Origin of the sequence: Aromatoleum petrolei, from assembly GCF_017894385.1 — a bacterium.
GTDB classification, from domain to species: domain Bacteria; phylum Pseudomonadota; class Gammaproteobacteria; order Burkholderiales; family Rhodocyclaceae; genus Aromatoleum; species Aromatoleum petrolei.
The window spans coordinates 4,502,215-4,516,533 of the sequence record NZ_CP059560.1 but is presented as its reverse complement, the minus strand read 5'-3'; the positions used below and the strand labels follow the sequence as shown (position 1 = coordinate 4,516,533).

Annotated in this window: 14 protein-coding genes; 3 read left to right on the top strand and 11 right to left on the bottom strand. The window is 65.8% G+C overall.

Annotation, left to right across the window (positions count from 1 at the left end):
- Positions 1-8: 8 nt before the first annotated feature.
- From ToN1_RS20680 to ToN1_RS20630, 11 genes are all read right to left on the bottom strand, one after another.
- Positions 9-254, bottom strand: coding sequence for a thioredoxin family protein (locus ToN1_RS20680; RefSeq protein ID WP_169206451.1), 246 nt, complete (start codon positions 252-254; stop codon positions 9-11).
- Between the two features lie 2 nt (positions 255-256).
- Positions 257-1,726, bottom strand: coding sequence for a permease (locus ToN1_RS20675; protein ID WP_169206452.1), 1,470 nt, complete (start codon positions 1,724-1,726; stop codon positions 257-259).
- A 199-nt stretch (positions 1,727-1,925) separates the two neighbouring features.
- Positions 1,926-2,318 (bottom strand): hypothetical protein, encoded by a 393-nt coding sequence (locus ToN1_RS20670; RefSeq protein ID WP_169206453.1) that lies wholly within the window; start codon positions 2,316-2,318, stop codon positions 1,926-1,928.
- 22 nt (positions 2,319-2,340) lie between these two features.
- Positions 2,341-3,450 carry a 4Fe-4S dicluster domain-containing protein gene (locus ToN1_RS20665; RefSeq protein WP_169206454.1) on the bottom strand — a complete coding sequence of 370 codons (1,110 nt, stop codon included), beginning with the start codon at positions 3,448-3,450 and terminating at the stop codon, positions 2,341-2,343.
- The gene (locus ToN1_RS20660; protein ID WP_169206455.1) at positions 3,447-3,917 is read right to left on the bottom strand and encodes a hypothetical protein; all 471 of its coding nucleotides are present in this window, start codon (positions 3,915-3,917) and stop codon (positions 3,447-3,449) included. The genes ToN1_RS20665 and ToN1_RS20660 overlap by 4 nt, the downstream gene beginning before the upstream one ends.
- Positions 3,914-4,606 (bottom strand): hypothetical protein, encoded by a 693-nt coding sequence (locus tag ToN1_RS20655; protein WP_169206456.1) that lies wholly within the window; start codon positions 4,604-4,606, stop codon positions 3,914-3,916. Before ToN1_RS20655 ends, ToN1_RS20660 begins: the two co-directional genes overlap by 4 nt.
- The gene (locus ToN1_RS20650; RefSeq protein WP_169206457.1) at positions 4,603-5,052 is read right to left on the bottom strand and encodes a DUF309 domain-containing protein; all 450 of its coding nucleotides are present in this window, start codon (positions 5,050-5,052) and stop codon (positions 4,603-4,605) included. Before ToN1_RS20650 ends, ToN1_RS20655 begins: the two co-directional genes overlap by 4 nt.
- Positions 5,053-5,071: 19 nt before the next feature.
- Complete coding sequence (locus ToN1_RS20645; RefSeq protein WP_169206458.1) at positions 5,072-5,917, bottom strand: TorD/DmsD family molecular chaperone; 846 nt, start codon at positions 5,915-5,917, stop codon at positions 5,072-5,074.
- 76 nt (positions 5,918-5,993) lie between these two features.
- A complete protein-coding gene (locus ToN1_RS20640) occupies positions 5,994-8,633 on the bottom strand; it encodes a molybdopterin-dependent oxidoreductase (RefSeq protein ID WP_169206459.1) in 2,640 nt (879 codons plus the stop codon).
- Between the two features lie 24 nt (positions 8,634-8,657).
- Positions 8,658-9,515, bottom strand: coding sequence for an NrfD/PsrC family molybdoenzyme membrane anchor subunit (gene nrfD, locus ToN1_RS20635; RefSeq protein ID WP_169206460.1), 858 nt, complete (start codon positions 9,513-9,515; stop codon positions 8,658-8,660).
- A gap of 10 nt (positions 9,516-9,525) precedes the next feature.
- Complete coding sequence (locus ToN1_RS20630) at positions 9,526-10,236, bottom strand: 4Fe-4S dicluster domain-containing protein (protein WP_018990480.1); 711 nt, start codon at positions 10,234-10,236, stop codon at positions 9,526-9,528.
- A 340-nt stretch (positions 10,237-10,576) separates the two neighbouring features.
- Here ToN1_RS20630 and ToN1_RS20625 point away from each other — a divergent pair, with 340 nt between their 5' ends.
- From ToN1_RS20625 to ToN1_RS20615, 3 genes are read left to right on the top strand one after another with little or no spacing between them, the layout of a single operon-like run.
- Entirely contained in the window at positions 10,577-11,455 is an 879-nt protein-coding gene (locus tag ToN1_RS20625) for a substrate-binding domain-containing protein (RefSeq protein WP_169206461.1), read from the top strand.
- On the top strand, positions 11,452-12,930 hold the full coding sequence (locus ToN1_RS20620; RefSeq protein WP_169206462.1) for a sensor histidine kinase: 1,479 nt from the start codon (positions 11,452-11,454) through the stop codon (positions 12,928-12,930). The genes ToN1_RS20625 and ToN1_RS20620 overlap by 4 nt, the downstream gene beginning before the upstream one ends.
- Entirely contained in the window at positions 12,887-14,242 is a 1,356-nt protein-coding gene (locus ToN1_RS20615; protein ID WP_169206463.1) for a sigma-54-dependent transcriptional regulator, read from the top strand. The genes ToN1_RS20620 and ToN1_RS20615 overlap by 44 nt, the downstream gene beginning before the upstream one ends.
- Positions 14,243-14,319 lie beyond the last annotated feature (77 nt).

Sequence of the window (14,319 nt, the reverse complement as noted above, 5' to 3'; positions counted from 1 at the left end):
TCTCCCGTTCAGGGCATTGCCGCCCGCACCCACTCCGCAACGGTTGCGGACGTCGGAATGCGCCCCGACGACACGAGTTTTTCGTTGATCACCAACCCGGGCGTCTTCAGGACGTCGTAGGCGATGATCTCGTTCATGTCGGTGATCTTGGCGATCTCCACCTGAACGCCCAGCGACGCGACCGCCTCGCGTGCGACCTCCTCCAGTTTGCGGCAGTTCGCACAACCGGGACCGAGAACCTTGATGTTCACCATTTTCAGACTCCTTTCACGAGGGTGGATGCGGCACGTCGGCTGGCGACAGACAGCAGCGCAGCCAGCACGCCGATGAAGGCCGCCAGCCACAGCACAAGCCGCAGCAGCGAAATGCCGTCGACCCACGCACCGTAGGTGAATCCCGCCGCCGCGCTGAACAGCGCCACCAGCCCGACGTAGGTCGCCGTTTTGCGCCGGCCGATGATGGCGGAAATGATGAGGATGCTCTGCAGCGAGAGTTCGGGGTCGGACATCAGGTAGGCGAGCAGCGGCCCACGGTGCATGCCCAGGTCGAGGAACATTTTCGCGATGGGTACTTCGACCAGCGTCGGGAAATACATGAACACGCCGAACGCCACGCCCGCGAGGTTGCCGATGGCGGAGTTGGTCCCCGCCAGCATCTCGATCCACTCGGGCCGGATCAGCACGCGGATCATGCCGACGATGAAGACACCGACCACGAGCAACGGGAAGATCTGCTTCACGAAACGCCACGACTCCCACAGCCAGTCGCGCAGCTCGTCCGCCGAGAGGTGCGAGCGTGCGATCAGCCCGACCCCGGTCAGCGCAAGCGCGACGCCGAAGAACTTGCCGGTCAGGCCGATCCGCAGGCCCTCCGCCGCTGTCTGCACCGACAGCGCGGCGACGAGCAGCGTCAGGGCGATCGTCGCGAGGCTGGTCCACGTCCATGCGTTCGCGCCGTCCTGGATATTCTCGAGCCCGCGCCACGCGCTGAAGCCGATCACCGCAAGCAGGGCGATCAGCACCGCGCCCTGCAGCGACACCCCCTCCTCGCCTTTCGCCGCGTCATAGGGCACCAGGCGATCGAGCACGCCCTGCCAGGTTTGCGCATCGGCGAGCGGCAGCTCGAAATCCATGTAGGAGCCGGTCAGCACGCCGAGCTTGAGCGTGCCCGCCAGCAACAGCGCCACCCATACGAAGAGGAAGAACAGCGACGCCCGTCCCATTCCCTCCCCCTTGGCGGCGAAGGGGCTGTCGGTCGCGAGATCGTGCGCGGCATCGTCGGCGCGGAAGATGAGCGCCATGATCAGGCCGATGCCAATGCCGAAGGTCAGTGACAGCAGGAAACGCGCAATGGCGAGATCCGGGCCGATGATTCCGCCCGTGTAAACCAGCGCCAGGATGTTCGCCGCAGGCGCGAAGAACAGGAAGGTGATCGCCGGCCCCAGCCCGGCCCCTTTCCTGTAGATGCCGGCGAAGAGCGGGACGATGGTGCACGAACATACCGCCAGCAGGGATCCCGCGGCTGCCGCGGCCGGATAGGACACTGCCTTGCTGGAATTGCGCCCGAGGAAGCGCGTAACGGTTTCCTTGGGAATCAGCGCTGCCATCGCGCCGGCAATGAAGAAGGCCGGCAGCAGGCACAACAGCACGTGTGCCGCGAGATAGGCCGCGAGGTTGCCGAGCCCGCCGTAGAAGACGGGCAGGATCCACGATGAAGACGAGTCCATGACATGCTCCTTGGCACGCAGTGGCCCCGGCTCCAATACGAGCACCGCCTGCAGCCCTTCCGGCACGGCCGCGACGGCAGGCGGAACGCCCGGCAGCAGATCAGAGACGAGGTAGCGATCAGCGTGAATTTCATTATTGCGCCGATCAGTCTCCTTCGATGCCAACTAACTAACGAAACGCTGCCTGGACTTGTGCCGTTCAGGCAGCGACGGCAACTGCCGCCTGATGCCGCGCGGCGGCCTCGTCGATCGCACGCTCGAGAGACATGCCCGCCTCTACCCCATCCATGATCATGCGCTGCAGGATCGCGCCGAGCATCACGACGTTGCCGCTCATCAGCGGCTCGACCTCACGCAGGAGTTGGCAGCTCGGTGGGTCATAGGCATAGGTGGCAAGAAATTCGTCGAGTTTGCGATCGGTCGCCAGCGCGTAGCACATGTCGTAGATGAGGTTGTACGCGCACAGTTGCTGCAGCTCGTCTGCGGAGGCCACGTTCAAGCGCACTTCCTCGCCAAGGTCGCGCCTGAACTGCTCGAGGCCATAATCGACGTCACCCTTCACGACTTGTTCGGCGGTGAATTCCCATTCCATGATCGGATTCTCCTCGCGGTGATCAGCCGAAGATCGCCGCGAACGCGTCTTCGTCGTCGCGACAGATCGGGCACGTTTCTTCAGGCTCGGCAGAGACGAAGTGTCGGTCGCAACGCGCACAGCGTTGTTTCGCCAGCGCGTGCAGCACGCGGGCGGGCTGTTCCGGCCGCGCATCGAATACCGGTTCGGCGTCGAGCACCCGTGGCTGGCAGACTTCGAGACAGACCTCGCACGCGACGCAGCGGTCGGCATCGAACCTGAGTTGCCAGTCCGCGGGGCTCTCCTCGATCTGGATGGCGCCGGTCGGGCATGCACGGAAGCAGGCTTCGCAGACGGTGCAGCCAGGGTGCAGCGCCAGCGCCATCAGGGGAAGCCCTTCGTGCACGGGCACTTCGAACGGGCGCTCGTCACTGCGCGCGCACACGATCTGCAGCAGTTCACGCTGTTCGGGAAGCGCACAGGCACCGGCGCGGATGGCTTTGTCCGGCACCGGCGGTGCGACTTCGACGGGCGCGGCGGCACTCGCGATCTCGTCCATGCCGCGGCCGAGCAGGCGACGAAAGAGCTGCCGGCGCGAGGGGGCGAATCCGCCCTTCCCGCCCGGCGGCGTGGCCGTAGGATCGTCAGCGAGCACCGGAGCGAGCCAGGGGCCGCGCTCCGCAGGTTCCGCCGCCACGCTCAGGACCGCACAGGCGTCCAGATCGAGCGCCAGTTGCGCTGCCCCGCGCGGGTTGTGCGCACAATCCGCGCAATTGGCGGTGCCGTGCAGGCTGACGGCAATCCTGCGTTTGGCGAGATAGGCCAGCGTCGCCGCGTCGATCGCGCCAAGGCAGGGCACGACCGCATCGGCCGACAGGCCAGAGGGCGCGCACGCGAAGGAGAACGTCTCCTGCTTGATTGCCTGCCGCAACAGTTCGATCGGCTTGAAGGCCTCGCTCTCCCATGCCCCGGTGCGGCACGCGCTGACGCATAGCGCGCAGTTTTGGCAGCGGGTGGAGTCGAGCGCCGCACCTTCGTCGGACAGTGTGATCGCCTCGTGCGGGCAAGCGTCCGCGCAGCGGCTGCATTCGCTGTAGCGATACCGGTAGCGGGTGCACCGGCTGGAACGGAATTGCGGATAGGCGAGGCTCATTTCGGGCTCGTCCGCAACTGCTGCAAGGGCGCGCCGTGCTCGCAGGTGTTGCTGGGGATGACGAAGTCGAGCGCCCGCCCGCCGGGCGGATCGGCGGCGAGTGCGCGCACGACCGCCTCCCATGCCGCGACGCCGCCTTCGACCGCCAGCACGGTCTTGCCGGGATGCGCGCTGGCAAGCGCTTCGGCGATGGCGAGCGCCTGTGCATCGCTGTCCGCGACCACGACCACCGTCGCCACCGGATTGATCTTGAGATCCTTGCGGTAGACCAGCGCATCGGGCAAGGCATGGGCCTTCCGTTGCGCCTCCGCACGCCCATCGATGACGCAGCACGGCGGACTCGACCTCAGGGCGAACTGCAGCTGCGTTTCGTTCCTGAGCGATGCGCTGGCATGACACGCGGGCGCCACGCCAAACGCGGCGAACACGCACAACACACGCACGAATCGTCCGGCTGCACGCGTCATGCCGGCTCCCCGCTCGCGGCGACTTCGCACTCGGGTGTCACGGCCGGAAGCAGGCTGTCCCGGCGTGCGAACAGCGTCGGTGCCAGCGCAATCCGCTCGATCCGGCCGTAGGTCGTCCAGTCGCCGAACGCCGGGTCGCGGTCGTCGAGCGGCCCGAGCCAGATACGCTCGCCGAAATCCTCCACGAGCCCGGCGCACAGGTTGAGGTCGGTGTCGTCGCGGATGTCGACCTGCACGAGGGCCGCCGCGGCGCCACGCTTCATCATCTCGCCCAGCCACCATTGCATCCTCACGCCGCTGCGGGAGCCGTCGGCGCGCAGGATCTCCCAACAGGGCTCGCACTGCGAGGGGGTCACGACCCTGAAGTCGGCGTTCGAAGTGGTGTCGAAGGACCAGCCGATCTCCATCCGCCGTGCCGGCACATAAACGCCAACCCGCCCGCCGAACTTCGCGGCGAGCCGTTCGACCACCCCGCTATCGCGCAGGGCGGCCTCCCCGATAAACACCGTGGCGACACCCGCCGCGAGCAAGGCCTGGGCACGCGCCTCGCCTTCCGTGCGCAGCACGACGCCCGCCACCGCGCCGCGCTCGCCATCGCCCCCCTCGCCATCGAAGGCGAAGACGTCCGCCGGATCGACTCCGGGCGGAGCCGCAGCACAATCCGCGATGCAACGCCATTGCACGTTCATGGCGCCGCCCGGTCGTACTCGAACTTCGCGTACACGAAGGGGAAGGACGGGTTCTCGCCGTCAGCCGGCAGCGACGCTATTAGCGGGCGCATCTCCTGCAGGCAGCCGACGATCGGCTCGACCTGCACGCCGAGAAAACGCGGCCGGTACTTGCCCAAGGCAAACACTGCGTCGTCGAGCAGGATCAGCGCGCCTTCCTGGTTGCGGTGCTGGGTGAAGAACAATGCCAGCGCCGCAAAAGCCAACCCCTGCAGGAACTCCGCCTCGGGGTCGGCGGCACCGAGCACGCTGTTGCGGATCAGCCGTGACCAGCGCGCGTTAAGGAGGTCGTGCAGCGCGCTCAGTTCGTTGCCATTCCACAGCGCGGCGATTTCGCTCCAGTCGAGTTCCGACAGCACCTGACGATCCGGCGGCAGGATGGGGCGGGATTGCAGGTCAAGCAGCATGATGGCGTCTCCGGTGCGCTCAACGCAGATCTTGCAGGGGATGAACCGTCGCGACCGGGCGAGTGCCGGCTCCCGCGTCCGGAGCGGACCCACAGCCGTTGCACACCGGCTCATCCGGATTGAACTCGACCCGGATTTCGCGTTTCGGCACGACCACGCGGGCCTGGTCGAGATCCTCGATGCGCAGGCGCATCGCAGCGATCTCCTCGTCGGCGAAGCCGCTGAGAAAACGCCCCATCTCGCGATAGAAGGAATGCTCGGCCGCCCGTTCGAGCAGTCGCCCGTAGCCGCGCACCCAACGTCCCAAATGCAGCGTCCAGAAGCGTTTGATCTCGCGTTCCAGACGCGTGAATTCGGCCGTGTCGCCGGCGTCGATGGCCTGCACGCCGCGTTCCAGCAGCTCCGCAACGAACAGCAGTTCGGCGCCAAGCTGATCGGGAAAGATCTCGAAGCGCCCCCTGCCGATCACAAATCCGCAGCGTGCGTAGATCCGGCCGACCTGGAAATGCGGCTCCTGCTTGTAGCGCCCGGTCAGGCGTACCGATTCGACCGGCGGAAAACCGCCCGACGCTGCAAACAGGGTCGTGTACTCGCAGGCGAGGCGCTCAACCAGTGCGCCGAGGTCGCTCGCGGTGAAATCGTCGTCGAACGCAAGGCCGGCCTCGGCGAGGGAGGCCAGCGCGTCGGGTTGTCGTAGCGCGGCGAGGAATTCCCGACCGGGCTCTTCGATGAAGGCCGCGGACAGAAGCCGATAGACCCCCGCTCGCGCGAGGCATTCGTCGCGCAACTCCTCCGTTGTCGGGACGCGCGCGGGCACCGCGCTCCGCGAGGGGGCTTCGTCGAGGGCGAACATGGTTTTCAGCATTGCGTCTCCCTTATCCTCCAGCCCGCATCCGCTGCGGGCCGGTTTTCCCTTTCACCGGGCTGGCCGGCGACACGCGTCAATGACCGCCCGGGGCCTTGCCCTTGACGCTCTCCGGCCCGCCCCACGACGCCATCTCCGGGTGCATCTTGCGGTGAAGGTCGCCGGTGTAGGCGTAGCGCATGGTTTCCTTGAAGGCCGCCACGTGCTTGTCCCAGTCGCCCCGGGTATCGCCGTACTTGTCGTTGGGCCCCGCCTTGGTCACCTTCACGACGGTGTCGAACCAGCCCTGCGAACCGCCGATCGGGTCCGCGACCACCGGGATGATGTTGTTGGGATGAACGCCCTTGTCGTCCCACCAGACGTTGTCGAGGTCGGGATCGTCGGCACCGTGGCTCGCCTCACCCTTGCGATCCTTGAGCCTCAGCGTCGCCAGCCGGCCGTATTCCCAGTGGCCGAAGCCGGTCGGGATCGACACCACCTTCGGGTGGATGCCCTCGGTCACGTAGGCCTTGGTCACAAGGTAGCCGACCGCGCTTTCGATGCGCACCAGATCACCCGTCTTCACGCCCAGCTTCTTCGCCGTTTCCGGGTTCATCCACGCCGGGTTGCTGTGGGCGATCTCCGCGAGCCACTTCACCGCCGCGGTGCGCGACTGCTTGTGCACGTTGAGCTTGAAGGTCGACAGGATCATCTCGTCGTCCTGCATCGTCTCGTGCCACGGGATGCGCTTGAAGGTCGGCATCGGGTTGAAGCCATACTCGGCCCATTCGTCGACCCGCACGTTGATCAGGCGGTTGCCGGTCGGGAAGCCGACATTGTTCTTCCCATTGCGGCGGATGCCGATGGCCTTGCCGTTCTTCGTGATCAGCCCGTGCGCATCGACCATCGCGCCTTCCATGTCCGCAGCCGACAGCTCCTTGCGGAACAGCCCGTACTCGGCCTGGATCTCGCGTCCGGTCTTGTCGGTGACCTTGCCGGTGCGCGGGTCGAGCTTGCCGTAGATCGGCCACACGCCATGCTTCTTGAGGAAGTCCAGCCCGCCGGCTTCCTTGAGCCCCGGCAAGTTGTCGAAGTGATGGCGCATGTAGTCCTCGCCGTCCTTGAAGTCCCAGAACTTCTTCATGCCGCGCGAGCCGTCCGGGTCGAGCTTCCAGATGATGTCGCGCAGCAGCACGCGGTTCTCGCGCGATTCGCCCAGCGACTTGTGCACCGGCTGGCGGATGCCCAGCCACGGCCACAACGAGTTCGGCATCGACTCGGGTTCCCAGCGTTCGAGATAGGGGCAGTCGGGCAGGATCAGATCCGCCAGCGCCGTCTCCTCGCCCATGAAGGGGCTCATCGAGACGAGGAAGGGAATGAGCTTTTCGTCCCTGAACAGCTTGCCCCACACGGCCGCCGATCCCGGGTTCGTGTAGACGGGATTGTCCTGGTAGGTAAAGTAGACATTGATCTTCTGCTTCCCTTCGGCGATCCAGAACGGTACGAGGTGGCTGACCTTGTGCGCCGCGAGCGGATAGTCCGGCGGGTGCGACAGGTAGGACGCCTTCGCCGGCTTGCCCGGCTGCGGCTCCGGCTGCGGCCAGCCCATGCCACGCGGCAGGCAGTAGCCGCCACGACGCTCGACGTTGCCGGTCATGATCGGCAGCATCATGCAGGCCTTCTCGTTGTACGAGCCGTACAGGTGCTTGGCCGGACCGCGATAGGTGAACAGGGTCGCGGGCTTCGTCGTCGCGAACTCGCGCGCGATGCGCTCGATGGTCTCGACCGGCACGCCGGAAATCTTCGACGCCCATTCCGGCGTGTACTGCGCGTAGTGCGCCTTCAGCTCATCGACCGTGACGTTGGTCCAGGTGTTGATGAAATCGCTGTCCTGCAGGTTTTCGCGCAGGATGACGTGGCCGATCGCCAGCGCCACCGCGCCGTCGGTCGCCGGAAACACCGGAATCCACTCGTCCGAGAAGCCCGCCGTGTTCGACAGCCGCACGTCGAAGGTGACGATCTTCATCTGGTTGTCGATGCGCCCTTCGGTCACGCGCTGCGACAGCGGGTTGTGGAAGTAGGCCGCCTCCAGCACGTTCGAGCCGAAGTTCAGCACGTATTTCGCGTTAGCAAAATCGGGCGTCTCGATGTCCGGCCCCCAGGTCGGTTCCATGCCGACCTTCTTCGAGGATTCACACACCGAGGTGTGGTTCACGACCGTGGCCGAGCCCAGCGTCTGCATGAAGCGATCGAGCGTGCCGCCGGTGCGGTTGCGCCCGTACTTCATCATAATCGTGTTGGGATCCTCCTTCAGCGCGGCGTCGAGCTTCTCCGCGACTTCCGCGAGTGCCTCGTCCCACGTGATCCGCTTCCACTTGCCTTCACCGCGTGCGCCAACCCGCCGCAGCGGATACAGGATGCGGTCCGGGTCGTAGCTATACCACATGCCCGAGTTGCCCTTGGCGCACAGTCGACCGCGGGTGGACACGTGTTCCGGATTGCCTTCGAGCTTCACCACCCGGTCATTCTCGACGTAGGCGATGGCCCCGTCCTGGATGTTGCAGACGTGGCAGTTGATGGGGATGGCCTTGCGCTCGGCGGCATTCACCGGATCGAAATCCTTGCCGCCGAGTTCATTCTCCATCGCGTGCAGCAGGCGCGGTGCGGTGGCCGCTGCCGCGGTGGTGCCGGCGCTGACTTTGAGGAAAGTGCGGCGCGTGATTTTCGGGAATTCCATGACGTGATCTCCTTGCCGGTCCGCTCAGTACAGCGTCTGCAATTGCTGGGGCCCCATCAGCAGCGCATAGCGCAGCGCGGCACCGCCGGCGAGGACGAGCACGCCGGCCAGTACGGCCCCCATCTGCTGGCGACCGAAGGGCGCGAGCAACAGCGCGATCGGCGCAGCGGTGCCGGCGACGACGCCGATGCCCACGAAGATCAGGCCCATCGTCCCGGTGGTCATGAGCATGAAGGTCAGTTCCTGCGCCGCCCCGCCGTAGTTGGTCGTGCCGAGAATCGAGATCAGGATCACGCCCACGGCGCCGGTCGACCACAACATGTATTCGCGCAGCAGCTTCTGCGCGGCCTGGTTCGCCCCGGCGAGGATGGCGCCGACCGCGGAACCGGAAGCGACGGCCAGCGCGACGAACAGGACCGGCATCACCGGTGTGTTCCACACCGGCCGCGACTGGTGCACGGTCAGGTCGTAGCCGGTATAGATCGGCAGCCCCAGCGCCAGCAACGCGGCGATGGTGGCCAGCAGCTTGCCGCGCACCTCGTTCCCCTGCCGCAGCGCCGCCAGATACAGCACCGAAGCGATACCGAAGGCGACGATGTTGAGCGCCCCCCAGGCCAGCGGCGAGGTGAAGTTGAGAAAGGCAGGATTGAGGATGTTGAAGAAGCGCAGCGGCTGCGACAGATCGCCGATCAGCAGCAGACCGCCCACCACCAGCAGCGCAAACGAACCCCAGGCGGCCTTTTCGCGCAGCGGACGCAGCGCCTCGGTGCGCCACGTGCCGTATGACAGGAAGGACAGGCCGGCGCAGATGCCGATGACGAAGAAGTAAATCGCGTAGGTCGCGTGCCACGACACATCGTGGAACCAGACGTAATCGCCCATGGTTGTCTCCTCAAATGTCGAAGTGGCGCTTGAACGCCGAGCGTTCGAGCTCCATCACTTCGGGCTTGCGATAGGCATCGCGGCCGAACTCGGTCTGGTTGCGATCCGCGCCGATGTAGAACACATGCGGCTTGGTCCCCTCCTCAGGGCGCAGCACTTGCGTCGCGTTCTTTGCGACGAGGTAGGACACCTCGCTGGTCGGGTCGTTGAGATCGCCGAACACCCGCGCACGTCCGATACAGGTCTGCACACAGGCCGGCACCAGGTTCTGCGTGACGCGGTGGAAGCAGAAGGTGCACTTGTCGACCACATTCGTGATCGGCGTGTAGGTCCGGTGCGACGGCAGCATGAATCGCGCGTTGTACGGACAGGCCGCCATGCAGCTGCGGCAGCCGATGCACCGCTCATAGCGCTGCAGCACGAAGCCCCCGTCCTCGTGCTTGTAGGTGGCTCCGACGGGACAGTTGCGCACGCACGGGGGGTCGTCGCAGTGGTTGCACAGCCGCGGCAGGAACTGCTTCTTGACGTTGGGGTACTTGCCGACGACCTTGTACGGCACCCACGTGCGGTTTACGCCCAGCGGCGTGTCGTACTCCGCCTTGCAGGCGACCTGGCAGGCCATGCAGCCGATGCAGCGACGCGTATCGACCACCATGGCGAAGCGGCGCTTGCCCGGCATTTCCCTGGTCTCGATGGGCGAGACCCTGAGTTCTTCGCTCATGCGCATTGCCTCCTCTGATAAAGCGACCTTTGTCCGGGCCGAGGCTCGGACGAGCCTGGCAAACACGCGTTGGCGAAGGCGCCTGACGCCCGTGCTTTACGACAGGAGATCGCAACATCCGCGCCAGGACAGGCGTCGCGAGGCAATAACTCTTACGCCGTAATGGTTTTAACGTGATGCTGATTCCCAGTGCATGACAGCGACTGTTACGCCGGCGTAACACCCGTGCCGATTGCTGCGGCGCAAGGTGCTACGCCAGCGTAACGGCGGCGTTTCGCCCCTTTCCTGCCCCCTTCCAGCGCAGTGGCAGACGTCGTGGCGGGCGCATATCATCCCCGCTATGGACAGGGACAATGGCAGTCTCGGATCGCAGTCGCGACGGCGCTTTCTTCGCGCCGCAACGGCCCTCGCTGCGCTCCCCGCCCTGTCGGCCGGCGCCGTCGAAGACGCAGTCAGGATCGGTCTCACGCCGGTGTTCCTCGATGATCAGATGAATTTCCTGCGCGACTGGCGACGCTGGCTGGAAGCGAAACTCGAGCGATCGGTGATCTTCGTCCAGCGCGGCAACTACCGCGAAGTCGTCGATCTGGTGCGCACCGGCAAACTCGATTTCGCCTGGGTCTGCGGCTACCCCTACGTACGTCATCAGCGCGAACTGCGGCTGGTGGCCGTGCCCCTGTGGCGGGGTGGTCCGTATTACCGCTCATACATCATCGTGCCGGCCGACGACACGCGATCGAACTCCCTCGCCGACCTGCGCGGCAAGGTCTTCGCGTATTCCGATCCCGACTCCAATTCCGGCTACCTGTATCCGCGCTACATCCTGACCACGCACAAGCAGGATCCGGCGAACTTCTTCTCGCGCACCTTCTTCACCTGGGCCCATCGCAAGGTCGTCGAGGCGGTCGGGGTCGCACTGGCCGACGGCGGCGCGGTGGACGGCTATGTGTGGGAGACGCTCGCCGAGGTGCGCCCCGAGCTGACCCGCACGACGCGCATCATCGAACGCTCGCCGCTCCTCGGCCATCCGCCCTTCGTCGCACGGGCCGACATCTCGCCCGGGGAACTCGATCGCTTCCGTGCCGTGCTGCTCGGCATGGCGGCCGATCCCGCCGGCGAGGAACTGCTCAAGCGCCTGCACCTTGACGGCTTCACGCGCGGAGAGCCTGCGCTGTTTGCCGACATTGCAAGCATGGCGGCACGCCTGGAAAGGCCATGAGCATCCTGTCCGATGTGTCGCTGCGCTGGAAGATTCCACTGCGCGTCATGGCTGCGGTGCTCGGCACTGCCGTCGCGGTCACCGGCGCGCTCGTCGCCCGCGAATACGACGAAATCCGGCAGAACCTCGAGGGCCACGCCCGCAGCATGGGGCGCGTGCTCGCGCACACGCTGGTGATGCCGGTGCTGCACGACGACATCTGGCGCGCCTACGAAATCCTGCAGTCGGCACACGAGCGCGATCCCGCCGCGCCCGAGCTGCAGGCCGAGGTGGTGCTGGTCACCGATGTCGACTTCCGCGTCTTCGTTTCGACCCGCCCGCGCGAGTTTCCGATCGGCAGCAGCGCGGCCGGCCGCGGCGGCGCATACGGCCTGCTGCGCGCCGAATTGTCGCGCGGCGCCGACACCGAGCAGCGCGTGCTCGAGCCGCCCGATTCGCCGGTCTATTTCGTGATGTCACCGCTGATCGCGGACGGCGTCGCGCTCGGCCACGTCATTCTCGGTTATTCCAAGACACCGTTCCTGCCGCGCTTTCTCGGCCTGGTCGGGCGCGCCGCCTTGGTCACCCTGCTCGTCCTCGTCGTGATCCTGCCGATTTCGTGGGTCTGGGCGCAACGCACCGGCCAGCCCTTGCTGCGCCTGGCGCAGGCGATGCGCCATGTCCCGCTTGAGCTGGAAGCGGCGCGGCTCGCCGATCTGCCGCACAGCCGCGACGAGATCGGCCAGCTCGGCGAAGCCTTCCGCCGCATGGTCGGCGAGTTGCGCAACAAGCAGGAACTCGAGCGCCAGATGCTCGTCTCCGAACGACTCGCCGCGATCGGCCGCCTGACGGCGGGCATCGCGCACGAGATCAACAACCCGCTCGCAGGCATGCTGACCGCGATCAACACCTACAAGCGCCACGGCGACGGCGATCCGCTCGCTGCCAAGGCCCTGTCGCTGCTCGAACGCGGCCTCACGCAGATCCGCAACACGGTCGCGGCGCTGCTGGTGGAAAGCCGCATCGAAGACCGTCCATTCGCCCCCCAGGACATCGACGACCTCCTGATCCTCGTCGACGCCGAAGCCCATATTCGCGGTGCGACGGTCGCCGTAGACGGCAATCTAGCTTCCGCCCTGCCCCTTCCCGCGACCCTCGTGCGGCAGATCGTGTTGAACCTGCTGCTCAACGCTGTCGCCGCCGCCGGCAATGGCGGCACGGTGCGACTGCGTGCGCATGCCAGCGGCGACCGACTCGTGCTCGCCGTGTTCAACGACGGACTGCACATTCCGCGCGAGGAACTGCCCTACCTGTTCGAACCCTTCACCACGCACAACGAATCGGGTCACGGTCTGGGTCTGTGGATCGTGTATCAGATCGTGCAGCAGCTCAACGGCGAAATCTCGGTCGAAAGCGAACCGGGATCCACCACCTTCACCATCGAGATCCCCTATGGCCAGGCCGCAAGAAGCAATGCCCCGACTCTGTCTGATTGAAGACGACGAGATCATGGGTGAATCGCTCGCCGAGCGCTTCCGCCTCGAAGGATTCGATGTGGATTGGTGGCGAAGGGGCGCTGAGGCCGCCGAGGCGCTGGAAAAGCGACGCTACGCGGTGGTCGTCAGCGACATCCGCCTGCCCGACTGCAATGGCGGCGACCTGTTCCTCGAACTCGGTGCGCGCCTGCCGATGCTGCCCCCTTTCCTCTTTCTGACCGCCTACGGCACCATCGACCGCGCAGTGGAGCTGCTCAAGGCCGGTGCGGCCGATTACGTGACCAAACCCTTCGATCCCGACGCGCTGGTCGCCAGGGTCCGCTCACTGGCACAGGACTACGGCGGGGCCGGCGGCAGCGATATGGATGGCGACGCGCTCGGCGTCTCCCCGGCCATGCGCCGCATCACCGAGACGCTGCCGCGCCTCGCACGCAATGCGAGTGCCCTGCTGATCACCGGCGAATCGGGCGTCGGCAAGGAACACGTGGCGCAGTTCTTTCATCGTCACACCGGCAACCCGGACGCTCCCTTCGTCGCCGTAAACTGCGCGGCGATTCCCGAATCCCTGCTGGAGTCCGAACTCTTCGGCTACGAAAAAGGCGCCTTCAGCGGCGCCGTCAAGGCCAAGCGCGGCTATTTCGAACAGGCGCACGGCGGCACGCTGCTCCTCGATGAAATCGGCGACATGCCGCTCCACATGCAGGTCAAACTGCTGCGGGTGCTGCAGGAGCACAAACTGCGCCGTCTCGGCAGCGAGGCCCCGACTGAGGTGAATTTCCGCCTCGTCTGCGCGACCCACCAGGACCTCAAGGCGATGGTCGATGCCGGCACTTTCCGCGACGACCTCTACTACCGCGTGCATGTGATCCACCTGCGCATCCCGCCGCTGCGTGAACGCCCCGAAGACATCCGCTGGTTCGTGCACCACTTCGTCGAGTCCTTCAACCGCGCCCACCCCGACGAGCGTCGACGCCTCGATCCACGCACCGAACAGGCGCTGATGTCCTATTCGTGGCCGGGAAACGTGCGCGAACTCAAGCATGCCGTAGAACGTGCCTGCATCCTCTCCCCCGGCCCGCTGCTCGGCGCCGAAGCCTTTTTCGGCGAAGGCCTCGAAGCGGGAAAGACGGACGAGTCCCTGTCGCCATCGCTCGCCGAATATCTCATTTCCTGCGAACGGGATTACCTGCGGATGATGCTGGAGCGGCACCACTGGCACATGACGCATACCGCCGAAGCCCTGGGCATCACGCGCAAGACGCTGTGGGAGAAGCTGCGCCGCCTTGGCATCGAGGGCCCGGAGGGTGACTGATCACGCGCACATTTTCACCGTGTGCAATCCACTCGATTCCATGTGCATCGTCGCCTAATGCTCGTCGCTGCCTCGGT

Bases quoted from the DNA above. Each gene is read 5' to 3' on its own strand.
- ToN1_RS20650 (WP_169206457.1), bottom strand. From the start codon at position 5,052: ATGCTGCTTGACCTGCAATCCCGCCCCATCCTGCCGCCGGATCGTCAG.
- ToN1_RS20640 (WP_169206459.1), bottom strand. From the start codon at position 8,633: ATGGAATTCCCGAAAATCACGCGCCGCACTTTCCTCAAAGTCAGCGCC.
- ToN1_RS20660 (WP_169206455.1), bottom strand. From the start codon at position 3,917: ATGACGCGTGCAGCCGGACGATTCGTGCGTGTGTTGTGCGTGTTCGCC.
- ToN1_RS20670 (WP_169206453.1), bottom strand. From the start codon at position 2,318: ATGGAATGGGAATTCACCGCCGAACAAGTCGTGAAGGGTGACGTCGAT.
- ToN1_RS20630 (WP_018990480.1), bottom strand. From the start codon at position 10,236: ATGAGCGAAGAACTCAGGGTCTCGCCCATCGAGACCAGGGAAATGCCG.
- ToN1_RS20625 (WP_169206461.1), top strand. From the start codon at position 10,577: ATGGACAGGGACAATGGCAGTCTCGGATCGCAGTCGCGACGGCGCTTT.
- ToN1_RS20645 (WP_169206458.1), bottom strand. From the start codon at position 5,917: ATGCTGAAAACCATGTTCGCCCTCGACGAAGCCCCCTCGCGGAGCGCG.
- ToN1_RS20615 (WP_169206463.1), top strand. From the start codon at position 12,887: ATGGCCAGGCCGCAAGAAGCAATGCCCCGACTCTGTCTGATTGAAGAC.
- nrfD (WP_169206460.1), bottom strand. From the start codon at position 9,515: ATGGGCGATTACGTCTGGTTCCACGATGTGTCGTGGCACGCGACCTAC.
- ToN1_RS20680 (WP_169206451.1), bottom strand. From the start codon at position 254: ATGGTGAACATCAAGGTTCTCGGTCCCGGTTGTGCGAACTGCCGCAAA.
- ToN1_RS20620 (WP_169206462.1), top strand. From the start codon at position 11,452: ATGAGCATCCTGTCCGATGTGTCGCTGCGCTGGAAGATTCCACTGCGC.
- ToN1_RS20665 (WP_169206454.1), bottom strand. From the start codon at position 3,450: ATGAGCCTCGCCTATCCGCAATTCCGTTCCAGCCGGTGCACCCGCTAC.
- ToN1_RS20675 (WP_169206452.1), bottom strand. From the start codon at position 1,726: ATGGACTCGTCTTCATCGTGGATCCTGCCCGTCTTCTACGGCGGGCTC.
- ToN1_RS20655 (WP_169206456.1), bottom strand. From the start codon at position 4,606: ATGAACGTGCAATGGCGTTGCATCGCGGATTGTGCTGCGGCTCCGCCC.